Below are 24,189 nucleotides of genomic sequence, written 5' to 3' on the forward strand. Positions count from 1 at the left end.
CTTACAAATCCTTCCGCCGAACAAGAGTCGCCAAGATCGCTGAGTAAATCATTACGAAATGGGGGTGCTTCAGGAAGTTCTGGAACATTGAGGGGACCAAAAAATACATAATAATCGCCCCCATCATCCAAACGTGTTCAGGGCGTGCGCGGCGAATGTTCGGAAACACCAGCGCCAGAAAAATTATCAGTCCCAAAAAACCCTGCCGGACGAGAATGTCCAGATACGTGTTGTGAAACGAAGCGGCGCCGTGATTACCAACGCGCTCATCCAGCAATACCGCTCCACTCCCGAGGTAAGGCGAAACCTCAAAGAGACGCCAGGCTGAGGAGTAAACCTCCGCGCGATCAGAAAACAAGAAGAGTCGTACGAAAAACTCCGCCCCCATATCCGCAGTCGGCAATAGCACTACTGCGCTGATAATCAAAAATACCAACCCTGCCAAAAACGAAATAATACGCGCCCGCCATCCCATCTTGAAGAAAATGAAAATCAGCGCAAATCCCAGCGCAAACAGTGGCGTTCGAGAAGTGGTCATAAAAGCGGCTATCAAGCAAACGGCCGCCAGGACAAAACGACGCTCGACGAAAATGCCCAACAGAAAACCCAACCCAAGCATAAATGCCAAGTAGTTCGGCCAATCAGGGAAATAATGGGCGCCCCAGAGACGATACTCGGCCACAGAGAACATTATCAATCCGACCTGATAAGGGCGCTCAATAAAAAATACCAGCATCACGAGCATTGCGACCACACAGATACCCGCAAACAGCCCTTTGAAAAATCGTTGTAAATCAGGAACCAAAGAACCGAAGACAAAAAACCCATAAAACAGGATTGAACCTGCAATCTGCCGTTCGCCGATGTAATACCCTGAAAGGCCGAGGTAACTGGATAACGCAGCGCTCAACATGGCGAGGGTGATAAGCAACTGTATTCGCAACGGTATGGGTTGCCGACCGTAGAACAGCATCGAGCCAAAAACTGCGAACGCTATCCAATAATACGGTACACCCGGGTAAGCAAAAGGAAACGCAAGACAGAATCCGGCCAACCATGAATGGCGTTCAGCGAGAGTTCCTGACGACGAAGAGAGAAGCCTCATGCGTTATACCTACGACGAGTAAACAAGGACGTTGCAGCAAATAACAACGCAAAAGAAAAGCAGGAGGTCCATGCTGCCGATATAGCCCCATAAAGAGGGACCAAATACCAATTCAGAACACCACTAAGCAACGCGACAGCACCGATCATCCACGCCAAAGCACGGGTCTGGCCATAATACAGACAATAACTGCTGGCTATTCTGTACATTCCATTGAAAAACATGGCAGCAAACAGCCAGGGTGCAAAACCCAACGCCTGCCAGTAAGACTCCTGATCCATAACGATTACAACGCCCTTAAAAGCTAGAAAACTTACCAAACACAGTACGGATAGAGATGCTGAATAGATAAAAACCAGACGGCCAACCTCCATTGTTCGAGCGTCTTTATCACCGAGGACCTTATAAAGCCAAGGGGTGAAGGCCTGAACAAAGCCACCAGAAGCAATATTTACCAGCTGTGAGACCTGAAAGGCCAGCGCGTAATAACCTGCGATGGCGACACCAAGTACACCGGTGATAATAAATCTATCCAGCATCGCCATTCCCCAACCGGCTATCTGGTAAGGGACCAGGGGAAGCCCATAGGCTAATGCTTTCTTCAGGTAAGCGCGGCTTAATGAGAGCGTTAAATACCCCTTAACGCGTAACCCATACACAGACATGAGGCCGCCGACAATAAACACCAGTGCCTGGCCGTAAACGGCACTTTCCCATCTAACCCCCCACATATTTAAAAGCGCGACGGGGATAACAAGCTGAAGGCCACAATAAAAAAGCATGTAGAAAAGATAAGGTCGTGGAGCACCCTCAGACTGCCACACCACTAAAATAACTTGTTGAAGCGCCTGCCCTAGCGCGCCCAAAAGTGCTACAGGCAATACGTACAGAGCAGCCAGCCAATAAGAAGAAACGACGGCCCCCACCAAGACCGCAACGACGCAGCAAACCATACCGCTCATCAACAACATCCAGACAATACTAGACAGGTATAAAGGCCGCTGTTCTGGTTCTGCAGAAAAAAAATCCCTCTGAAAAGCCGCAACCAACCCTAATCCCAGAACCTGACTGGAAAGCGCTACAACGGCCATAAACAATGTCTGAGTTCCCAGCGCTTCTCCGGGGAGGACATAGGCACAATAAAAAAGCAGGAGCAGCTGCGCACCTGATGCAAACCCATTAGAGGCAGTATAAATAACCGCTGCGCCGCCTATTTGTTTTAGACTCATTATCAATACTCAGCACACATTGATTGAACACTGCACTAGCACAACCGGTTAATGGCTGAAACTTAACGGCAACTGTTTGCGTAATTATCTATGGACGCATGCACGCCAGATAATTCAAAGCCAACTGCCAATCATCAGCAGTGTCGATATCAAGCGCCTCCGCCCCACTGCCGGTAACAAGTGGCTGCGTACCCGGAATCAAGAATCGTTTGTGACGGCGAAGATCCTGCGGACTAATCAAATAAAGAGATCCCGTCAACGTATAGGCTGGCGTGAGGTCTTGGGACCTCTGGGCTACATCGTCCCATCCCAGAAAAGGGTCGAGTGAAGATTCGATAATTTTGAACGTCCACGCAGGATGAACCGCCGCTGCGCATACGCTTACCACAGGCGCCCGACTGGAAACGAACAGTTGCACAGCGGCACTCATCGACTCAGAGGTCCGAAACGGCGAGGTAGGTTGAAGTAGCATGACGCCATCAACCTCCCCATGAGTAGCCTCGTAGTGCTTGAGGACATCCATCACCACGTCATAGCTGGTAGCGGTATCCGTTGCTAACTCAGCACTCCGCAAATAGGGGACAGACCCGCCGAACTGTTCAGCAACACTCGCGATGTTGCTGTCATCCGTCGTGACGACTACATCAATGAACTCACCACTACTAAGAGCGGCCTCGAGTGTCCAGGCGATTAAGGGCTTTCCACCTAACAGCTTTATATTCTTGCCAGGTAAGCGCTTGGAACCGCCACGCGCCGGTACAACTGCAAGGATATTCATCTGAGGTTTACAAATGTTTGGAGCATTGAAAGACCCACTTTGCCGCTTTTTTCGGGGTGGAACTGAGCCCCCCAAACATTGCCATTCTCAATCACGGCAGCGACCGGCGCTCCTCCATACATGCAATCAGCTACCCGATGCTCGTCAGAATCAGGGACCGCCATAAACGAGTGAACAAAGTAAACAGCATTGTTCTCTCGCTGAGTTCCATGTAGCAGCGTGTCATTCCAACCGTCACGCCCCGACGCAGGCTGCAGATCGCGCCAACCTATGTTCGGTACTTTCACGGACTCTCCGCTCACACCCTTGCGAGGAATGGGCAGCACGCTACCAGGAATCAAACCCAGTCCTTCAACAAAACCAAATTCGGTACTGCTGTCGAGTAACAACTGCATACCCAGACAAATACCCAACAGCGGATTCCCCGTGCGAGAAAAATCTCTCAGACCGTCGGCTAAACCATTCTCCGACAATATCGCCATCGCGTTAGCGTAAGCGCCGACACCAGGGAGCAACACCTTACCCGCACAGGCGAGCTGCTCAGGCGTAGTGACGAGCTCAACCTGGGCGCCGCAATGCTCTAATGCCCGCCGTACGCTAAGAAGATTACCGACACCATAATCAACCAGGCTGATTACATTACTCATAGTCACGCACTCTTACTCCACCCGCTAATACCTGTCGGCGAATATCTGCCAGTGATTCGCGGTTGTAATGCAGGATGTCCGCCATGGCAGCAGCATCGGCGCCAGACGCAACCGCCGCAACAATATCATCGGCCTTCCCCATTCCCCCGCTGGCAATCACCGGGATATCGACCACGCTGCTCACCGCCCGAACCAGAGGCAGATCAAAGCCTTTGCGGGTTCCCTCTTGGTCGACAGAGGTCAACAGAATCTCTCCAGCACCCAGCGCCATACCCTTGGCCGCCCACTCGACAACATCAAGTCCAGTACTTTCCCGACCATTGTCAGTAAACACTTCCCAGCGATCAGGGCCCATCCGTTTCGCTTCAATGGAAAGAACCATGCACTGGCTTCCAAAGCGCCTTGCGATTTCGGTAATGAGTGCGGGCTGATTCACCGCCGCAGTGTTAACTGCAACCTTGTCAGCACCGCATCGCAACAAATGGGTAACATCATCGACGGAGCGAACGCCTCCCCCCACCGTCATGGGAATGAAAACATTCTCTGCCGTTTGTTGAATCAAATGGCCAAGGCTGTTGCGCCCGTAGAGGCTGGCCACACAGTCCATGTAGATAAGCTCGTCAATACCCTGCTCGTAGTACTTCGCAGCGAAGTCATTAGGGGGGCCGATGATTCTCAGCCCCTCCAGATGAATCCCCTTTATCAGGTTGGCGCCTTTGACATCAAGGCGCGCAATGAGGCGGGTATTACTCATGCACCAAACCCTTGCTGATCCCAAGGCGTATGACGCAACTTCCATTCACCGTCCACTACATGCCAGAGGTGTGGAGAGCGGAAGCGATCGCAGATCGCCAAAAACTCTTCACGGTCCATGCTGATGTAGTCCAGGAATTCTTTCTCATAACGAGCCGGGTATTCACCCTCGTAGCGACGCATGAGCGCGCACGCTTCTTCCTTGTCAATGTGATGGTTTCGGATTTCCTGTGCGGAATCCATCATGGTCCGACCGACACCAAATTTGATCCAGCGGGTGAAGTAGAAGAAGCCATCTACTTTGTCGTCGAGGCTGTTGTACTTCGAGTATGTCCCTTCCGTCCGGACTGGATTAGCCTCGAACCCGGTGTTCTCAACGGCATAATAGTAAGCTTCCTGCGGCACCCACTTTTTGTAGTACCCCAGGTATTTGAAATCAATCCCTTTGCGCTCCAGCACATCAGGGGGCATTGGCAAATAACTTTTCAAATCCACCAGTGGAACACCTTCATCCAGGTATTTCCCGATCTGCTGGCCGCCTAGATAAATGTCCCTTACATCTGTATCGCCAATATAATCCAACGAGAAACCTTCAGCTTCTGCTGACTCGCTGGCAGCAGCATAGCTAGACGTCTTGTGGGAGATTTTTTCGCCATACTCACCCGGCATTTCCCCGTAGAAAATCAGCGGAATATTGAGCTGAGCGGCCATTTTTGCAACGAACGTCTTTTGCCCGAGAATAAAAGGCTGAAAAGGGTGAAGAAGATTAATAGTCGCGTTACGCGTCAGCAGGCGGTGAATTTTACCGTTGGGTGTATACAGGAAGTTATCGAAACCGCCGACATGCAGCCAGTTCTGAAAATTCTTCCAGCCGATATCGGTATACAAATGCGGAGACCAGGTAACGGTAAGCGGGTTCATACCGTACTTATATTTCAACAGGTGCGATTGCATGGCACTGTCTTTGCCGCCACTGCCACCTACAATGCAGTCGTACGAGCCGTCAGACTTCCGGTACTGGTTGCATAGCTCCTGCAACTCGCGCTCGCGCTCGTCCCAGTCGATTTCACCGGTTTCCTTGAGCTTGTTGAAACGACACGCATGACACACGCCTTCTTCGTCAAAGCTCAACGTTGTTTTGGTCGAGCTGTGGCTATGCGCGTACTCGTTGCTCGACATCGGCTGCTGATTAGACATGTTGCAGATTTTGCAAAATTTCACGTCACGCGGAAGTCCGTAGAAGACTTCCAATTCACCCACAGGCTTGGAGAATCTGGACAGATCAGTGGACGAACTAGGGGTAATTTTCAAATCATTCTCCAATCATAAAACGTGTTCAAACCAGGTACTGGCTTCGGGCTTTCTGAAGATCATCAGGCCTGCCGACATCCAGCCAGGGCTCATGCATCGGATAGGCAATGGTGCTCTGCCCCATGCGCTGTATTCTCTCGAACAGCGTTGGCATATCACATTGCTCACCCGCGATCAGTTCATCAAGCACAGTCGGAGCCAGAACGTATATACCAGCATTGACATGAGTACGATGCACGGGCTTTTCATCAAAGCCGATGATGTTGATACCTTCAGTGCGCACTACACCGAAAGGGTTCTGCCATTCATGCAAACGAACCGCCATTGTGGCTTTTGCACCATGACGAGTATGAAAATCAAGCATCTCACCGTAACGAATGTCGCTGAGTACATCACCATTTGTGACGACAAAGGGCTCGTCCGGGCGAGGATTCAAGAGACTGATCGCACCGGCAGTCCCAAGTGGAGACTCTTCATGGAGGTAGCGAATTTCTACCTCCCACTGTTCCCCATTCCCGAAATACTCTTCGATAATGTGGCCAAGATAATGTACGGAGACGATAAAACGACGGAATCCTTCACTTTTAGCCCGCTCGATGATTCGCTCCAGCATTGGCTTGCCGCCGACCGGTAGCATCGGTTTGGGACAATCTTCGGTCAAAGGCAAGAGACGCTTTCCCAACCCGCCAGCCATGATCACCATGGTGTTTGGTCGATTCGCAGGCTCAATTACCTCATCCCACAAATGCAATCCGACGACGCGACGTTCCGCATCGACTATCGGCAATTGGTGAATTTTGTTGGCGTGCATCAAATGCAGGACCATCTCACGGCCGATTTCCGGCGGCACAACCAACGGTGCCTTGAACATGATGTCCTGAACGGCACTTTCGAGCTTCAGCCCTTTTAGCAACGCACGCCGCACATCACCATCAGTGACACTTCCCTGCAGACGCCCTTCAGCACAGACAACCAGCACGATTTGTAATCCGGACTCGTCAAGATTGCTGATGGCCTGTTGAATAGTGGCCCCGGCTGGCAGCAGCACACTGCGCCACAACTGATTATCAACTGGCTTCATGATTTCTTCGGCTGAACATTATGTCTCGATTCCTTGATTCGTACGGGCGCCCCCAGAATGACCTGTCCATCTGGAATATCTCTGACGACAGTGACGCCGGCGCCCACTACAGCTAGCTCCCCAATTGCGATGCCTTGAATTACGGTAGCACCGGCAGCGATGAAACTTCCATCACCAACAGATACGCTGCCGCAAAGCACAGAGGAAGGGGCAATGTGCGCATGACGACCGATTATACAGTCATGGTCGATTACAGCCCCGGTATTTATGATCGAGTTACTGCCTATACGAGCATCGGCCTGAATAATCGCCCCAGCCATGACCTGCACGCCATCATCCAGATACGCCGTATGATCGACCCAGGCCGCAGGATGGATCACCGAGGGAAGAGTGAATCCCCGCGCGATCAACGCTTCATACAGTTTCTGCCTACGAGTCCCGTGTACCAGTTGCCCAAGACCATTGACGAGCAGCACCTCAGAAGGATTCACACTCTGCAAGGCCTCATCACCGCCTAAAATCGGGATCCCCCTCCACACTCCCCCTTTATCAGCGCCTAATGCAGGGTCACACACACCAGCAACTTCAGCCCGTAAAGAGTGAAGCAATGAAAGCAATACCTTTGCGTGCCCGCCAGCACCCATAATGATCACCGGCAGAGGTGCCTCGTGATTGCGCGACAAGATCATTCGATAATCTCGCCAGGCTCATAAGCTCTGCTTGCAGGACAGCCAATTTTTTCCCATAACAAAACGGCTGGCAGACCTGCACCGCAACGCGCAGTGGTGAGGTCATCACGGACAAAGGTTTGTCCCGCCGGAATTGCGCGCGCGGCCACTACTTGTTGTCTCGCCGCCAGACGCGTATCCCATTCAGTGGGATGTGGCGCCTTTCTCCCATCCCCCAGAATTTTTTCCAGGGCGCGGATACGACTAACCATTTCCCTGAGCTCGGCGGGTTCAAGAGATGCCTTGTGATCTGGTCCCGGCAGGGATCTATCCGTCGTAAAATGCTTCTCTATCACTTTTGCACCACGCGCTACGGCAGCTACGGGTACCAGCAACCCCTCCGTATGATCGGAATAGCCAACCGCAAGCCCAAAGGCATGCTTGAGGGTATCCATCGCACGCAGGTTAACTTCCTCCAATGGTGTTGGGTACTGCGAAGTGCAATGAAGCAACGTTACAGAATCCACCAGGAGCTTCTGGGCGTCTGGTTGACTCCAGTACTTCCAGACCTCCTCCATACTTGCAGGCTCTCGCTCATGCCCCTTGGCATGGGCAATTATCGCCAGACCTTGTTCGACCTCACTCAATGTAGCCATGCCAGTGGACAAGACCAGTGGTAACCCTGTACGAGCGAACTTCCAAAGCAGCGGGCCATTAGTCAACTCCCCAGAAGGGACTTTAAATAAAGGAATTTTCAAAGTGGCCAGAAAATCGAGACTATCACCATCAAATGCAGTGCTCAGAAAGTCGATCCCACGCTTATTGGCATGAATTAAAAGATCACGATGCCACTCTCGAGGAAGCTCAAGCTTTTTGAGCATCTCGAGCTGACTCTCGGACTGATCAGTTGTCCGCTTTTGATAACCGGCTTTCGGCGCTTTGACCGACGCCAGCTTACGGGCGTCAAAAGTCTGAAACTTGACCGCATCCGCTCCCGCGTCGGCAGCGATATCCACAAGCTCGAATGCTCGTTCTCTATCGCCGTTATGATTAACGCCTGCCTCGGCGATAATGTAGACCGCATCTTTATTCTGTGTATTCATTTGTCAGCTCAAGTCATGGAAGGTCTTTTGTACCCCAAGATCGCAAGTGCTGAGCACCTCGACGATGCTACGCGCGGCATCACCCTCTCCATAAGGATTTACTGCGGAGTTGCATAAGGCTGAGAAGTCAGCGCTTAGGGCTGTATCGAGCGCCTGAGTAACGCCCTCCACGGTTGCAGCGCAATGGAGGACAGAGTCAGCACACAAGCGACCTGCCTGGCGGACACCCACATTTACCGTAGGTACGTGAAAGGACGGCACCTCTATGATGCCACTGGACGAGTTGCCGACCACCGCACCTGCTAGCTTTACAACGCTCAAATAACGACGAAATCCAAGGGAAGGAATGGCCAGAACCTGATCTGGCCGTGCGGCCGCGTAGGCCTCCAACACAGGAATGATTGCTCGACCGCCGTTGTCAGCATTGGGGTAAGTGATAATTATCTGGTAATCCGTGAATTGGTCCAAAGCACTCAGAATATTCAGGAAGCTCCCCACAGGGTCTTCATTGGCCAGAGTAACCGGATGGTATGTGACCAGCAGAAAAGGTGGACGAAGGTCAAAACCAAGACTTTCGCCAAGTTCCTCCAGCGACATCAATGGAGTGCGCTTGAGGTGATCCAGTCCCACCGCACCGACATTGAATACACGTTCAGGAGCCTCACCCATCTGTATCACTCTGGCCTTATAGGGCTGAGCGGCAACGAAATGCAGGTAAGCCATTTTTGTCAACGCATGCCTGATGCCGTCATCGTAAGCTCCCTCAGTTAGCTCGCCACCATGTAAATGAGCGATAGGGATACGCATGACCAAAGCGGCTTGGGCAATGCTCAACGCTTCGAACCTGTCTCCCAATACAACCAGCACATCGGGCCGCAAACGATCAAGGGCGTCAGCAAAACCAATGGCACCAAGCCCCATTGACTTCACCACCCCGACGGCAGTATCCGACGACAGCAGCATTTCGACCTTGGCATCGATAGTGAATCCATCACTCTCGACCAGACGCCAGGTTTCACCAAACTCCGGCGACAGGTGCATGCCACCTACAATAGTTTGCAGTTCAAGAGCTGGATCCTGCCTGACTTCCGACATAAGCCAGTAAAGTAGACCATATTCAGCTCGGGTTCCTGTGAAAACTGCAACTCTGCGCGCCATTATGCTTCCCGCTCAGAAACACTACTGGGAAGATTAACGACGCGAGACTCGAGCCACTGCGCATTACTAAGATCGCCTTGCAAACAATGCTCGTAAGCCTTCAATCGATTCATTAGCGTCCAGATCGGACGCGTCATGACACCCTTTTCATTGGTAAATTTCAACAGCTCGTCCCGCTGCGATGGATCCTCGCAGACAACAGCATTGAGCCAATAGTTTGAACGACATCCGTCGGGCTCAATGACAAATTGCAACGCACTGCCAGCAAGCTCTTTCGCGTAGGCATGCGCCAATGAACGCTTGGCCGCGACAAAGCCCTCCAGCTGTTCTAACTGAGCACAGCCAAGTGCGGCGTTCAGATTCGGCAGGCGGTAGTTGTATCCAATTTCGTCATGTACATACTCATAGGGGTGGGGCTGCTTCGCGGTGGTAGTCAGGTGCTTGGCTTTGCTACCTAACACCTCATCGGCAAGTATCATGCCCCCGCCACCTGTAGTGATGATCTTGTTTCCGTTGAAACTGAGGGTCCCGACAAGCCCAAACGTACCGGTGTGGCGACCGTTGTAAAGGCTCCCAAGAGATTCTGCAGCGTCCTCAACAAGCGCAAGCCCCCACTTTGCGCAAACTGAAACCAGGCCATTCAGATCCGCCGGGTGTCCAAAGGTATGCATTGGTAAACATGCGCGGATCGGCTGGCCATTCTTGCGCAATCTGCAACCACCATCGGAATCAAGGAAAGCTTCAGACTCCAGCCAAGTCTCCAGTGCGACAGGCGAAAGGCCCAACGTGTGTCGGTCCACATCCACAAAAACTGGCTCAGCGCCACAATAGGCAATAGCGTTGCACGTCGCGACAAATGTCAGCGACTGGGTAATAACAAGATCGCCACGCTCAACCCCAGCCAGAAGCAACGCCACATGTAGCGCCGCCGTACCGTTGACAGTCGCCACGGCTCGAGGGCTACCGGTATAGAGCTGCATATCGTGCTCGAATCGATCTACGAATGCGCCGACACTCGAAACGAAGGTCGATTTAATGGTTTCCGCAACGTACTCCTGTTCATTCCCCGCGAACACCGGAGCATGAAGAGGGATAAATTCATTGCTGGAATACTGCTCGCGAATGAATGAGACAAGGGACTGGTACATCGAGCACCTCAGACGTTGTAGATATCGGCTTTATATTTGGCGAGATTCTCAGGGCGGGTGAACCAGTTAATGGTCTCCTGCAACCCTCGCTCGATGTCGTAGGCCGGCGTGAAACCAGTCAAAGCATGAATCTTGGCGTTATCGCACCACAGCCGGAAGACCTCTGATTTGCCAGGCCGCATGCGCTGGTCATCGGTCAGAAACTCGACATCACTGCCCATCAACTTCCGGATCAAATCGAGGGTATCGCCCACTGAGATTTCAAAATTGGAGCCAATGTTGACTGTCTCGCCAATGGCCTGATCGCAGCGCGCGAGTTCCAGAAAACCTCGGCATGTGTCTGCCACATAATTGAAATCACGGGTCGGCGTGACGTCGCCGAGTTTGATCTGTTTTTGCCCACTGGCAATCTGGCTGATGATGGTCGGGATGACCGCGCGGGCAGACTGCCGAGGACCGTAGGTATTGAATGGACGCGCGATAGTCAAGGGGAGGTCAAAGGCGTTAAAAAAACTCATCGCCATGGCATCTGCGCCTATTTTTGACGCGCTGTAGGGTGACTGCGCCTGCAGCGGATGCTTTTCGTCAATCGGCACATATTGCGCAGTACCATAAACTTCACTGGTCGACGTATGAATAACCCGCTTAACGCCGTTTTCAAGGGCTGCCTGGCAGATATTCAGCGTACCCTTCACGTTAGTGTCCACGTAGCTATCAGGGGCCACGTAAGAATAGGGAATAGCGATTAGCGCGGCCAAATGAAAAACGATATCAACATCTTTAGTGATGTGCTTGCAGTAATGGGGATCCCTCACATCACCGTTGAGGACTTCGATTCGTGAACAATCCACATCCTCAAGCCATCCCCAATAGTTGAACGAGTTGTACTGAGAAAGCGCCTTGACCTTATAGCCTTCACGCACGAGCAACTCGGTCAAATGCGAGCCAATGAAGCCATCAGCACCCGTAACTAAAACGGTAGTCATCTTCCAACCCCTAACGTGCCCACCCCAGCGAACTGAGTCGTGGTAAAACAAAATAAAAAGAACCGCAGCTCAAGACTGGAGATCAAGCTTAGCCACGCGATGATATTTCCGAGATTGTGCCACTTCTTGGCGCGGATGCCACGCTCTCTGAACCTCATGGACCGGGAAAAGCGATCACCCTACTCAAAAAGCTGCTCGCTGGGACGATGAAAGCCTAGGGTTGATGGGGGCCGCTCATTAAACGAAAGGGCCTAAATCTACCTCTGATCGGCAAAACTCTCCTCCCTCTTCGAAGCTCGAACGTCCAAGAAATCAAGAATGAGAGCGATAAGGATTCCTACGATCAGACCGATGACTCCACCCAGAAGAATAATAAGCGCAGCTCTCGGCTTAACAGGCTCGTGGGGCAACTCAATATTTCCGTCCTGGCGATAAACGGAAATCCCGGCAGGATCAATTTTCAGCTGACGATAAAATTTCGACAGTGATTGCTTATGACGTAAATCCGCAATGAAAGGGTCATCCGAAGGGCGCTCCTGCAGATTTTGAATCTCTGCCTCCAACGCTCTCGTTCCCCGCATATATGCCAGAACACCATCAGCCTCCGAGGGGCGCCCATTTGCAGTTGGTCCAAAGAAACGCACTGGCCTCTCCATACCGATTGATCGCGCAATAGCCAACGCCTCCGTCAGACGAGCAATGCGGTCCTCTCGCTGGTTTCGAGCGCTTTCCTGACCGCTCGAAACCTGCTGATCCAGGTTATTTGCTTTCAGCTCCGCATCACTTTGAACACTCTTGATTATCTCTCGGCTTGCACGCTGCGCAACGAGCGCCACAAACTCTGAAACCCACCGAGCAGCCTTTTCTGGATCTGAATGCTCCAAGGTCACGACGTAGACTTGCGGAGAATCCTTGGATGGCATTGCCACTGTGAGGGTCTTATTGAAGCTTTTGAACATCTCGCTCGTGAACCCTTTACTTTGATCATCGCCCAATTCAGGCACAACAACGGCCCTGAAGTAATCGTATCGTGCCGACTCAGATTGCAGAGTTTGCACAAAAACAGCGTATACATCCTCTATTCCCAGCATCCTCAAACCACTTGACTCGCCACGACCGTAGTTCAGAGAGGAGATATCATTTTGCGAAGGCGGATGAATAAAGAGCTTAGCTTCGTAAATCGGTTGTTTTAAAAATACATAAGCCATCGAAACGATGATCGCTAGAAAAGCTATACCCGCTACAAGAGTCTTTCTTGCAAAAAGACTTACCATCAAATCGAAAAACCCCACATCCTCCGCACCGGAGTACTTATCTTCACTTCTCATAATTCGCAATCTTCCTAATCGCCACCTGACCGCAAATGCGGGCGACATTCAAATAATTCAAATTCGACAATCGCGACCGCTGAGCTTTTTCCGCGACTTGCACAAACCATCTTCAGCTCTACACCGAGCACTTAGACTTACTTACCAATCCGATACACAGCGCAACGAGCATGCATAGATTTATTTGTTATGCTGGCACGACCACCACCAACTCAACCCCACGCTCGCGACCGTGAAACTCCAACTTTGCCGCAAGGCTGCGCTTAGCCCTGTCTTCGCCATGGACCAACACCACACGTCCAGGCAACTCACTCATACCCATTACAAAATCCACCAGTCCCGCTTGGTCCGCATGGGCCGAATATCCGCCCACCGTCGCGACCTTTGCCTTGATTTCATACATCTCGCCATCCAGATCAATCTTCACAAAGCCTTCAGCCCCCTCACTCGCCTGAATAACTGCTCCGGGGGTGCCTTTGGCTTGGTAGCCGGTAAAGACTATTTCGTGCCGGGGATCTCCCAACATGGCTTTCAGGTAGTTAACGATGCGTCCGCCGGAACACATGCCGTTACTCGCAATGACGATTGCAGGCCGACCAGTACTCTTCAGATAGTTCACTACCTGCTGGTGCTGTTGGTGGCTTTCGATACTGATGAGTTGCTTGAACTTCAATGGGTTGCGATGCCCGGCCAGCCTTTGCTGCGCAGAGTCATTCCAGTACTGGCTCATGTCGCGATACACCTGCGTGAACCTGTTTGCCAAGGGCGAATCGAGAATCACGGGGAGCTGAGGCCAATCGATTGGTGAAAACGCCTCCTGCGACCCATCCTCATCTGCCTCGCCGAGCAGCAACGATTTGCGATGCAGAATGTCCTCGATCTCGAACAGAAGTTCTTGAGTACGGCCGATGCTGAACGCGGGGATCAGAACTGTTCCCTGATCAGCCAGCGCCCGATCTATCACTTGCTCCAGACGCTGCTGCCGCGCTGACCGGTCCGCATGCAGCCTGTCGCCGTAAGTGCTTTCCAGCACAAGAATATCGGCCCGCTCCGGCGAACAAGGCTCACGTAACAACGGATTTGGAGACGCACCGACATCTCCTGAAAAAACCACCCTCTGATCTCGACTTTGCAGAGGATACGAGACTTCGCACTCTACATAGGCCGACCCAAGGAGATGCCCGGCACGCTGGAAACGGACCCGACAGGTAAGCTCATCATCAAGAATCAGGCTGTGCCATTGCCCGAACGGGATAGGCACAATCACGTTGCGAATATGGCGAAGATATTGATCGATTACGTGCGGCTCACGACCGCCCTCTACTTTCAACGCATCCTCGAGCACCAAAGGAAGCAATAACGCGGAAGGCTCGCTGCACAGGATTGGCCCCCGGTAACCTGCTGCGATGAGATCAGGGATACGCCCGACATGATCCAGATGAACATGAGTGACTAGTAACGCGGTAATTCCGGCAGTGGGAAAGTCTATACGCGACGAGTCGGCAGATCTTGCATCAAGCCCCAAATGCAGGCCGCAATCGACTAGAAGACTTTGCGCAGGATCAAGATGAAGCTGATGGCAGGAGCCCGTGACGCCTTGAACAGCGCCATGATGGGAAATGAAGGGATATGAGATGCGCACCTGCTCGCTCCATGGTGTTTTTGAGGGGCGTCATTACCCCATAAAAAACCACGGATGAATCTAGGATGCTTCGACCAGCGCTGTACGAAATATCCGAAAATATCGAGTAGCGGCGACAGTCAGGAAAAATTAATTCAGATGCGCGATCTGCGCAGACGACGCCTGGATCTTAGTGCAACATAAGCCCCCAAAACGGGCCCAATACCCAACCCAAGGAGCAAGGCCACCAGTACCGGGATCGCCAATGGCACCGCAGGAGCCGACCAACCGAACAACACCAAAACAACCGATTGCCGGTTCTCCAGCACAAAAAACACTACGACTGCAGCGACCGCTAACAGCAACAACGCAAACAGCATACGCTTCAGGTTGAGCATTTATACCTTCCCCCCTACGCACAATCAATCATCGTGCTCTTCATCTTCGTTTACACGATCCCTAAGTTCTTTCCCTGGTTTGAAATGAGGAACGAACTTGCCGTCGAGACTCACCGACTGGCCAGTTTTCGGATTACGCCCCACACGCGGTGCACGATAGTGGAGTGAGAAGCTACCGAAACCCCGTATTTCAATCCGGTCGCCTGTCGCCAGGCATTGGGACATCTGCTCAAGCATAGTCTTGATAGCCAGCTCGACATCCTTCGATGAGAGCAGCCCTTGATGGGTGACAATTCGTTCGATCAACTCCGACTTCGTCATATTTTTCCCTTCTTTTTCAAGCAGCTAGATAAGCGCTCCGAAGGTTTTAGCATGACCGGATAAAATTTAATAGCCTGCGTATTGACTTATGTGCTGCTGTTCCAATGGAGGAATATCCACTCATAAGCGCCAACCCCCGAAATACAAGTCATGCAGACTACCCAGGGTCAAATTGCGCCCACAAAAAAGGGCGACCGAAGTCGCCCTTTTTCTAATGGTCAGTCAGAACTTAGTTCTGCTTTTCCATTTGCGCACGCAACAGGTCACCAAGAGTGGTAGGACCAGTGTTTTCAGCGGCTTCTGGCTTGCTACGCAGGCTTTGGATCGCTTCTTTCTCGTCTTCAACGTCTTTCGACTTGATGGACAAGCTGATCACGCGGCTCTTGCGGTCAACGCTGATGATCTTGGCTTCGATCTCTTCGCCTTCTTTCAGAACGTTACGCGCGTCTTCAACGCGGTCACGGCTGATTTCGGAGGCCTTCAGGGAAGCTTCGATGTCGTCGGCCAGAGTGATGATGGCGCCTTTGGCGTCAACTTCTTTAACGATACCGCGAACGATTGCGCCCTTGTCATTGACAGTGACGTACTCGGAGAACGGATCGCTTTCCAGCTGTTTGATACCCAGCGAGATACGCTCACGCTCTGGATCAACAGACAGGATCACGGTGTCGAGCTCGTCGCCCTTCTTGAAGCGACGTACGGCTTCTTCGCCCACTTCGTTCCAGGAGATGTCGGACAGGTGAACCAGGCCGTCGATGCCGCCGTCCAAACCAATGAAGATACCGAAATCGGTGATCGACTTGATGGTGCCGGAGATTTTATCGCCCTTGTTGAACTGGCCAGAGAAATCTTCCCATGGGTTAGATTTGCACTGCTTGATGCCGAGGGAGATACGACGACGCTCTTCGTCGATGTCCAGAACCATAACTTCCACTTCGTCGCCGACTTGTACGACTTTCGAAGGGTGGATGTTTTTGTTGGTCCAGTCCATTTCGGAAACGTGTACCAGGCCTTCCACGCCTTCTTCCAGCTCTGCGAAGCAGCCGTAGTCGGTCAGGTTGGTAACACGCGCAGTTACGCGAGTGCTTTCTGGGTAACGAGCCTTGATAGCAACCCATGGGTCTTCGCCCAGTTGCTTCAGACCCAGGGAAACACGATTGCGCTCGCGATCGTACTTCAGCACTTTTACATCGATCTCATCGCCAACATTGACGATTTCCGATGGATGCTTGATGCGCTTCCAGGCCATGTCGGTGATGTGCAGCAGGCCATCGACGCCACCCAGATCGACGAATGCGCCGTAATCGGTGAGGTTCTTGACGATACCTTTGACTTGTTGACCTTCCTGCAGGGACTCGAGCAGAGCTTCGCGCTCGGCACTGTTCTCGGCTTCCAGCACGCTGCGACGCGAAACAACAACGTTGTTGCGCTTCTGATCCAGCTTGATGACCTTGAACTCGAGCTCTTTGCCTTCCAGGTGAGTCGTGTCGCGCACAGGGCGAACGTCGACCAAAGAACCAGGCAGGAACGCACGGATGCCGTTAACGTCGACAGTGAAGCCGCCTTTAACCTTACCGTTGATAACGCCCTTGACCACTTCTTCAGCTGCGAAAGCCGCTTCCAGAACAATCCAGCACTCGGCACGCTTGGCTTTTTCGCGGGACAGCTTGGTTTCGCCAAAGCCGTCTTCTACCGCGTCCAGAGCAACGTGAACTTCGTCGCCGATCTTGATGGTCAGATCGCCAGCGTCGTTGTGGAACTGTTCCAGCGGGATCAGGCCTTCAGATTTCAGACCGGCGTGAACCGTCACCCAGCCTGCCTGGTAATCGATATCAACGATGATAGCGGTGATGATCGAACCGGCCTGAAGGTTGAGGGTCTTTAGGCTTTCTTCAAAAAGTTCTGCAAAGCTTTCGCTCATTTTAATTCCTGTTGATCAAGGGCGAAGGATACGCCCATCTGCCACGCTCCAGACAACGTGGGTTTCGTTCAAGTAAAAGAAAGCCTGCGGGACTATTTCTGGTCTCCCACACGCTTCTTTGTCACCCGGTGATATCGCGAAGCGCGATTTCACTCAGAATGCGTTCAAGCACCTGCTCGATGGATAATTCGGTTGAATCCAGCTGAATAGCGTCTTGCGCTGGCTTGAGCGGGGCTACCGCTCGCTGGGTGTCTCGCTCGTCGCGGGCACTTATCTCATCTAGCAGACTCGACAGACTAACATCATCCCCCTTGGCCTTCAACTGCAAGTAACGTCGACGGGCACGTTCTTCGGCGCTGGCGGTGAGGAATATCTTCAGCGGAGCATCCGGAAAAACCACGGTTCCCATGTCGCGACCGTCTGCGACAAGGCCTGGCTCTTCCTGAAAAGCACGCTGACGCTGCAGCAATGCATCACGCACCGCAGGCAATGAAGCAACCTGCGAGGCGCCACTGCCAATCTGCTCGTTACGAATCGAGTGAGTGACATCCTCACCCTCGAGAATAATCCGCTGCTCCTGACCTTCAGTGCCGGTTTCGAACTGCACATCCAGATGTGCAGCCAACAGCTTCAAGGCTTCTTCATTGGTCAGGTCCACGCCGTGGTTGCGGGCAGCAAACGCCAGCAAACGATACAGCGCGCCTGAATCGAGCAGACACCAGCCAAGTCGCTTTGCCAGCAACCCTGCAACTGTGCCCTTCCCCGAACCGCTAGGTCCATCAATGGTAATAACCGGTGCTTGAGTTTTCACAACTGCCCCTCTTGCGCTACACGCATGCCGACTTGAGCGCTAAGCGCGAGAAAATTTGGGAACGACGTAGCGACGTTCGCACAATCATGGATCTGAATCGGCGCGCTGGCACGCAACGCCGCAACACTGAATGCCATCGCAATACGGTGATCGCCATGAGCATGCACGACACCACCAACAATCTGACCACCCTCAATAATAATACCGTCCGGCGTGGGCTCGACACTGACGCCGAGCGCCAGCAGACCGTCGGCCATGGCCTGAATACGATCTGACTCCTTGACTCTCAACTCCTGCGCGCCACGCAGCACTGTGCGCCCCTGGGCACAGGCAGCCGCCACAAAAAGCACCGGAAACTCATCAATCGCCAACGGCACCAGCGCCTCGGGAATCTCGATACCCTTGAGCGGTGCAGACCGTACACGCACATCAGCCACCGGTTCGCCCCCCGCCTCACGCTGATTTTCCAGCGTAATGTCCGCGCCCATCAGACGCAGAATCTCGATAACACCGGTACGTGTCGGGTTGATACCGACATGCTCAAGCAGAAGGTCGGAACCCTCAGCAATGGAAGCTGCCACCATAAAGAACGCGGCGGAGGAAATATCGGCAGGCACTTCAATACGCGCAGCCGTCAATCCGGAGCCTGAAGACAACGAGACTTTCGGCCCGTCAACGTCCACCGGATGACCGAAGCCACGCAGCATACGCTCAGTATGGTCACGCGTCGGGGCTGGCTCGGTCACTGTAGTTGTACCGTGTGCATAAAGCCCCGCCAACAGCAGTGAAGATTTGACCTGAGCGCTGGCGATCGGCATGTCATAGGTCAGGCCATTGAGCGTTTGCCCCCCCTTGATCTTCAAAGGCGGACGCCCTTCTGCGGCGGTTTCAATCACTGCGCCCATAGCCCGCAACGGCTCAGCTACTCGCCCCATCGGACGCCGTGACAGCGAAGCGTCACCGGTCAGGGTACTGTCGAAACTTTGCGCAGCCAGTAAACCCGCCAGCAGACGCATCGACGTACCGGAGTTGCCTAAATAAATCGGCCCAGGTGCAGATTTGAGACCCTGCAGGCCAACGCCGTGAATCGTCAGACGGCCGTGGTGCGGACCTTCAATAACCACGCCCATGTCACGGAATGCTTGCAGTGTCGCCAGTGCATCCTCGCCCTCAAGAAAACCGTCAACTTCCGTGACCCCGTCAGCCAGCGAGCCCAGCATGATCGAACGATGAGAGATGGACTTGTCGCCCGGCACGCGCACCCGGCCTGACACGCTACCGCCAGGACTGGCCAGAAACACCATATCCTCCGCCGCTGCTGGCTCTACGTAAGCTCGCCGCGCAAGAATCTTGCCGAAATGCTCGCGCGCCACCCTTGCACGGGTAAACACCCCGAGCAACTGACGACCATCGCCCGCGACCATGGCCTCACGCAGCGCGTCCAGGTCAGCTTGAAAGGTATCGAGTGTGCGCAGAACCGCCTCGCGGTTGGCCAGAAAGATGTCGTGCCACATCACCGGATCGCTACCCGCAATGCGCGTGAAGTCGCGAAAACCGCCTGCTGCATAGCGGAAGATGTCGAGGTTTTCGTTACGCTTGGCCAACGAATCCACCAGCCCGAACGCCAGCAGATGAGGCAGATGACTGGTTGCCGCCAGCACCTCATCGTGACGTTCGACCTCCATGTGTTCCACGTCAGCACCCAGTTCGGACCAGAGTCGATCGACCACCGCCAGAGCTTCAGGATCAGTCTCGGGTAATGGCGTGAGTATTACTTTGTGTCGTTTGAACAACTGCGCATTGGAAGCCTCGACGCCGCTCTGTTCGGACCCAGCAATTGGATGCCCTGGAACGAACCTCGGTGGCATTGCGCCGAACGCCAGACGCGCAGCTCGAACCACATTGCCTTTGGCACTGCCAACATCGGTCAGCACTGCGTCGCCCAGGTCAAAGGTCGCCAGCAACGCCAGGACTTTTTCCATCGCGAGAATCGGAACAGCGAGCTGAATCACATCAGCATCACGGCACGCCACAGCCAGATCCGCTTCACAGCGATCCACAACACCCAGCTCGACGGCTAGCTTGCGTGACTGGGGATCGAGATCAACGCCGACTACCTCGCCACACACGCCACTTTCACGAATACCTTTGGCGAAAGACCCGCCAATCAGGCCAAGCCCCACGACCACCAAGCGCCGAATAATAGGCTGGATTGGTTTCACTGAGATGACATCAATCACGCGCCAGAACCTTGGCCAACGCCTCAAGGAAACGAGTGTTTTCTTCTAACAAACCGATACTCACACGCAAATGATTGGGCATACCGTAGCCAGCGACCGGGCGAACAATCACCCCTTCGCGCAGCAGCCCCTGATAAACCGGAGCGCTTTCACGCCCAAGATCGATGGCAATGAAATTGCCTTTGGATGGAATCCAGCTCAACCCAAGTAAACGCAAGCCACCCTCAATCTGCTCCATGCCGACTTCGTTCAACTGGCGACTCTTGGTCACGTACTCAACGTCGTCCAGAGCAGCGCATGCCGCGGCCAGCGCAAAGCTGTTGACGTTGAAGGGTTGTCGAACCCGATTAAGCACGTCCGCGACTGCCGGGGACGACAGGGCGTAGCCGACCCGCAACGAGGCCAGACCGTAGGCTTTGGAGAACGTGCGCGAGACCAACAGATTCGGATAATCAGCCAGGTAATCGAGGCCATCGGGCAAGTCGGCACCGTGGGCATACTCGATGTACGCCTCGTCCAGCACCACCAGCACATGCTCCGGCACGGCAGCAAGGAACTCACTCAACGCCTGCGGACCAAACCAGGTCCCGGTCGGGTTGTTCGGATTAGCGATGAACACCACGCGGGTATCGTTATCGATAGCTGCCAGCATTGCGGGTAAATCATGCCCCCAATCCTTGGCGGGCGTGACACGAGCCGTTGCGCCGATGGCCTGGGTGACAATCGGATACACCGCGAAAGCGAATTCACTGAACACCGCGTTCAGCCCGGGCGCAAGGTATGCACGGGCGACCAACTCAAGAATGTCATTGGAGCCGTTACCCAATGTCACTTGCTCGATTTGCACACCACAACGCGCGGCAAGGCGTTTTTTCAGCTCAAACCCATTGCCATCCGGGTAACGCGTCAGTTCTGCCAGCTCGTTACGAATTGCAGCCAGCGCCTTCGGGCTAGGACCCAATGGATTTTCGTTACTGGCCAGCTTGATGATCTTTGCCGGATCGATGCCCAACTCGCGTGCCAGTTCGCTCACAGGCTTGCCTGGAACATAAGGCGAAAGTTTTTGCACGCCCGGCTGCGCCAGTGCGAGGAAGTCGCCAGTCATGTGTCGCTAACCTCTTATCAACAAATGCAATCTACTGAATTGGAACAATTATCTATAGGTGCTCGTGCGCTCCTACAGGTATCGGCTCAACTCAGAGAACCGCTTTCGGATACGAACCCAGCACCTTGAGCGCCACCGCTTCCTGACTGATCCGCTCCAGAACCGCTTTGACCAATGGATCCCGGTGGTGCCCCACAAAGTCGATGAAGAACACATAGGTCCACTTACCACTGCGCGAAGGTCGGGTCTCGATGCGCGTCAGATCCAGCCCGTTCTCATGGAAAGGCACCAGCAGCTCGTGCAGCGCACCCGGCTTGTTGCTCATGGATACGATGATCGAGGTCTTGTCGTCGCCAGTGGGCGGGACTTCCTGACTGCCGATAATCAGGAACCGGGTGGAGTTGTCCGGACGGTCTTCAATTTTCTCTGCGATGCGCGTCAAACCGTACAGGTTTGCACTCATGTCACCGGCAATCGCTGCGGAATTCCATTCGCCTTTGACCCGTTTGGCAGCTTCGGCGTTGCTCGCAACCGCGATCCGCTCGACATTCGGGTAATGAGCATCCAGCCATTTGCGGCACTGGGCCAGCGACTGGGCGTGGGAATAGATACGACTGATGCTTTCTGTCTTGGTGTTTTCGCCGATCAGCAGATGATGGTGGATTCGCAGCTCGACTTCGCCACAGATCACCATGTCATGCTCAAGGAAGCTGTCCAGCGTGTGGTTGACCGCACCTTCGGTGGAGTTTTCCACCGGCACCACACCAAAGTTCACCGCACCGGCAGCCACTTCACGGAACACTTCATCAATCGCAGCCATCGGCAGACTGATGACTGCGTTGCCGAAATGCTTGATGGCTGCAGCCTGGGTGAAAGTACCTTCAGGTCCGAGGTAAGCAACCTTCAACGGTTGCTCCAACGCCAGGCATGAAGACATGATTTCGCGAAACAGACGCGCCATTTCTTCGTTGCTCAACGGCCCGCGATTGCGCTCCATAACACGTTTGAGCACCTGGGCTTCACGCTCAGGACGATAAAACACCGGCACTTCGCCTTCAGCCAGATTGGCCATTTTTACCCGCGCCACTTCCTGGGCGCAGCGTGCGCGCTCACTGATCAACTCCAGGACTTTTTCGTCCAGGCTGTCGATGCGGACGCGCAGCGCCTTGAGTTCTTGCTCGGACATTAGCCGTGTTCCTTCTCGAACTCTGCCATGTAAGCCACCAGCGCATTGATCGCGTTGATGTCCACGGCATTATAGATAGAGGCACGCATGCCACCGACCGAACGGTGACCTTTGAGGTTGAGCAGCCCGCGCGCATCAGCGCCCGCCAAAAACGGCTTGTCCAGCCGATCATCGGCAAGACGGAACGGCACGTTCATCCACGAGCGATCAGATTTGTTGATCGGGTTGCTGTACAAGCCGCTGCCGTCGATGAAATCGTAAAGCGTGCGCTTTTTGACTTCGTTGAGCTTGCCGATGGCCTCAACGCCACCCTGCTCTTTCAGCCATTCGAAGACCAGACCGGACAGGTACCAGGCCAGGGTCGGCGGCGTGTTGTACATCGAGCCGTTATCGGCTGCGACCTTGTAATTAAGCATGGTCGGGCACAGCGAACGAGCGCGCCCCAGCAGGTCTTCGCGAATGATCACAACGACGATACCGCTCGGGCCAATGTTTTTCTGGGCGCCCGCGTAGATCATGCCGAAACGCGAGACGTCTACCGGACGGGACAGAATGTCCGAAGACATGTCAGCTACCAGCGGCACATCACCGGTTTCTGGAATCCAGTCGAATTCCAGGCCACCGATGGTTTCGTTCGGGGCGTAATGAACGTAGGCAGCATCCTTGGACAGCTTCCACTCGTTCTGACCCGGGATAGCGAAGTAATCGTAGGGCTTGGCGCTGGCAGCCACATTGACGTGACCGTAACGCGAAGCTTCTTCGATAGCCTTCTGCGACCAGATACCGGTATCGATATAGTCGGCAGAGCCGTTTTCCGGCAGCAAATTCAGGGGGATCTGAGCAAATTGCTGGCTCGCGCCACCCTGCAGAAACAACACCTTGTAGTTCGAGGGAATCGTCAGCAGGTCACGCAGATCCTGCTCAGCCTTGTTGGCGATGGAGGTGAATTCATCACTGCGATGGCTCATTTCCATGACGGACAGGCCTTTGCCATGCCAGTCCAGTAGTTCCGCCTGGGCACGCAGCAGAACAGCTTCAGGAAGCGCAGCAGGACCTGCGCAGAAGTTAAAGGCTCGCTTGCTCATATCCACTCTCACTACGCTCTGATTTTCTCAGGCTTGGGTCATCTGGAATACGAAGCGTCGAAGGCCGCGAAGCGGTGTGAACCGTTCGCAGCCTTCGGCTACTTCTGTCAAACAACACGCGGTTGCTTGATGTACATGATCCCTGTAGGAGTGAGCTTGCTCGCGATAGCGTCATTCCGGCAATTACTCATCGACTACCTTGACGC

The 24,189-nt window shown here is 53.5% G+C and carries 22 protein-coding genes; all 22 read right to left on the bottom strand.

Annotated elements, in window-relative coordinates; translation table 11 throughout:
• Window position 1: 1 nt before the first annotated feature.
• Window positions 2-1,105, bottom strand: a complete 1,104-nt coding sequence (locus tag ACYASS_RS19075) for an O-antigen ligase family protein (RefSeq protein WP_463587255.1) — start codon at window positions 1,103-1,105, stop codon at window positions 2-4.
• Window positions 1,102-2,334 (bottom strand): lipopolysaccharide biosynthesis protein, encoded by a 1,233-nt coding sequence (locus ACYASS_RS19080; protein WP_463587256.1) that lies wholly within the window; start codon window positions 2,332-2,334, stop codon window positions 1,102-1,104. The genes ACYASS_RS19075 and ACYASS_RS19080 overlap by 4 nt, the downstream gene beginning before the upstream one ends.
• Window positions 2,335-2,422: 88 nt before the next feature.
• On the bottom strand, window positions 2,423-3,112 hold the full coding sequence (locus ACYASS_RS19085; RefSeq protein WP_463587257.1) for an acylneuraminate cytidylyltransferase family protein: 690 nt from the start codon (window positions 3,110-3,112) through the stop codon (window positions 2,423-2,425).
• Entirely contained in the window at window positions 3,109-3,759 is a 651-nt protein-coding gene (gene hisH, locus ACYASS_RS19090; RefSeq protein WP_463587258.1) for an imidazole glycerol phosphate synthase subunit HisH, read from the bottom strand. The genes ACYASS_RS19085 and hisH overlap by 4 nt, the downstream gene beginning before the upstream one ends.
• Window positions 3,752-4,513, bottom strand: coding sequence for an imidazole glycerol phosphate synthase subunit HisF (hisF, locus tag ACYASS_RS19095; RefSeq protein ID WP_243246563.1), 762 nt, complete (start codon window positions 4,511-4,513; stop codon window positions 3,752-3,754). Before hisF ends, hisH begins: the two co-directional genes overlap by 8 nt.
• On the bottom strand, window positions 4,510-5,823 hold the full coding sequence (locus tag ACYASS_RS19100; RefSeq protein WP_243246562.1) for an N-acetyl sugar amidotransferase: 1,314 nt from the start codon (window positions 5,821-5,823) through the stop codon (window positions 4,510-4,512). The genes hisF and ACYASS_RS19100 overlap by 4 nt, the downstream gene beginning before the upstream one ends.
• Window positions 5,824-5,848: 25 nt before the next feature.
• Complete coding sequence (locus ACYASS_RS19105) at window positions 5,849-6,904, bottom strand: nucleotidyltransferase family protein (RefSeq protein WP_243246561.1); 1,056 nt, start codon at window positions 6,902-6,904, stop codon at window positions 5,849-5,851.
• A complete protein-coding gene (locus ACYASS_RS19110; protein WP_243246560.1) occupies window positions 6,901-7,593 on the bottom strand; it encodes an acetyltransferase in 693 nt (230 codons plus the stop codon). The genes ACYASS_RS19105 and ACYASS_RS19110 overlap by 4 nt, the downstream gene beginning before the upstream one ends.
• Window positions 7,590-8,675 (bottom strand): N-acetylneuraminate synthase, encoded by a 1,086-nt coding sequence (neuB, locus tag ACYASS_RS19115; protein ID WP_463587259.1) that lies wholly within the window; start codon window positions 8,673-8,675, stop codon window positions 7,590-7,592. Before neuB ends, ACYASS_RS19110 begins: the two co-directional genes overlap by 4 nt.
• 3 nt (window positions 8,676-8,678) lie before the next feature.
• The gene (gene neuC / locus ACYASS_RS19120; RefSeq protein ID WP_463587260.1) at window positions 8,679-9,833 is read right to left on the bottom strand and encodes a UDP-N-acetylglucosamine 2-epimerase; all 1,155 of its coding nucleotides are present in this window, start codon (window positions 9,831-9,833) and stop codon (window positions 8,679-8,681) included.
• Complete coding sequence (locus ACYASS_RS19125; protein WP_463587261.1) at window positions 9,833-10,981, bottom strand: LegC family aminotransferase; 1,149 nt, start codon at window positions 10,979-10,981, stop codon at window positions 9,833-9,835. Before ACYASS_RS19125 ends, neuC begins: the two co-directional genes overlap by 1 nt.
• A gap of 8 nt (window positions 10,982-10,989) precedes the next feature.
• Window positions 10,990-11,967 carry an NAD-dependent 4,6-dehydratase LegB gene (locus ACYASS_RS19130; protein WP_243246556.1) on the bottom strand — a complete coding sequence of 326 codons (978 nt, stop codon included), beginning with the start codon at window positions 11,965-11,967 and terminating at the stop codon, window positions 10,990-10,992.
• 257 nt (window positions 11,968-12,224) lie between these two features.
• On the bottom strand, window positions 12,225-13,295 hold the full coding sequence (locus ACYASS_RS19135; RefSeq protein WP_463587262.1) for an LPS O-antigen chain length determinant protein WzzB: 1,071 nt from the start codon (window positions 13,293-13,295) through the stop codon (window positions 12,225-12,227).
• Between the two features lie 187 nt (window positions 13,296-13,482).
• Window positions 13,483-14,931, bottom strand: coding sequence for an MBL fold metallo-hydrolase RNA specificity domain-containing protein (locus tag ACYASS_RS19140; RefSeq protein WP_463587275.1), 1,449 nt, complete (start codon window positions 14,929-14,931; stop codon window positions 13,483-13,485).
• 140 nt (window positions 14,932-15,071) lie between these two features.
• Entirely contained in the window at window positions 15,072-15,314 is a 243-nt protein-coding gene (locus ACYASS_RS19145; protein WP_463587263.1) for a lipopolysaccharide assembly protein LapA domain-containing protein, read from the bottom strand.
• A gap of 24 nt (window positions 15,315-15,338) precedes the next feature.
• Entirely contained in the window at window positions 15,339-15,635 is a 297-nt protein-coding gene (gene ihfB, locus ACYASS_RS19150; protein ID WP_122704315.1) for an integration host factor subunit beta, read from the bottom strand.
• A 229-nt stretch (window positions 15,636-15,864) separates the two neighbouring features.
• On the bottom strand, window positions 15,865-17,556 hold the full coding sequence (gene rpsA, locus ACYASS_RS19155; RefSeq protein WP_122665829.1) for a 30S ribosomal protein S1: 1,692 nt from the start codon (window positions 17,554-17,556) through the stop codon (window positions 15,865-15,867).
• 121 nt (window positions 17,557-17,677) lie between these two features.
• A complete protein-coding gene (cmk, locus tag ACYASS_RS19160) occupies window positions 17,678-18,367 on the bottom strand; it encodes a (d)CMP kinase (RefSeq protein WP_122665830.1) in 690 nt (229 codons plus the stop codon).
• Window positions 18,364-20,571: a bifunctional prephenate dehydrogenase/3-phosphoshikimate 1-carboxyvinyltransferase gene (locus ACYASS_RS19165; protein ID WP_463587276.1), complete on the bottom strand. Its 2,208-nt coding sequence runs from the start codon at window positions 20,569-20,571 to the stop codon at window positions 18,364-18,366. The genes cmk and ACYASS_RS19165 overlap by 4 nt, the downstream gene beginning before the upstream one ends.
• A gap of 28 nt (window positions 20,572-20,599) precedes the next feature.
• The gene (gene hisC, locus ACYASS_RS19170) at window positions 20,600-21,712 is read right to left on the bottom strand and encodes a histidinol-phosphate transaminase (protein ID WP_463587264.1); all 1,113 of its coding nucleotides are present in this window, start codon (window positions 21,710-21,712) and stop codon (window positions 20,600-20,602) included.
• Between the two features lie 91 nt (window positions 21,713-21,803).
• Entirely contained in the window at window positions 21,804-22,898 is a 1,095-nt protein-coding gene (gene pheA, locus ACYASS_RS19175; RefSeq protein ID WP_027902853.1) for a prephenate dehydratase, read from the bottom strand.
• The gene (serC, locus tag ACYASS_RS19180; RefSeq protein WP_463587265.1) at window positions 22,898-23,983 is read right to left on the bottom strand and encodes a 3-phosphoserine/phosphohydroxythreonine transaminase; all 1,086 of its coding nucleotides are present in this window, start codon (window positions 23,981-23,983) and stop codon (window positions 22,898-22,900) included. Before serC ends, pheA begins: the two co-directional genes overlap by 1 nt.
• Window positions 23,984-24,189: the final 206 nt, after the last annotated feature.

The sequence above is a fragment of the Pseudomonas sp. HP_14 genome, from assembly GCF_055283875.1.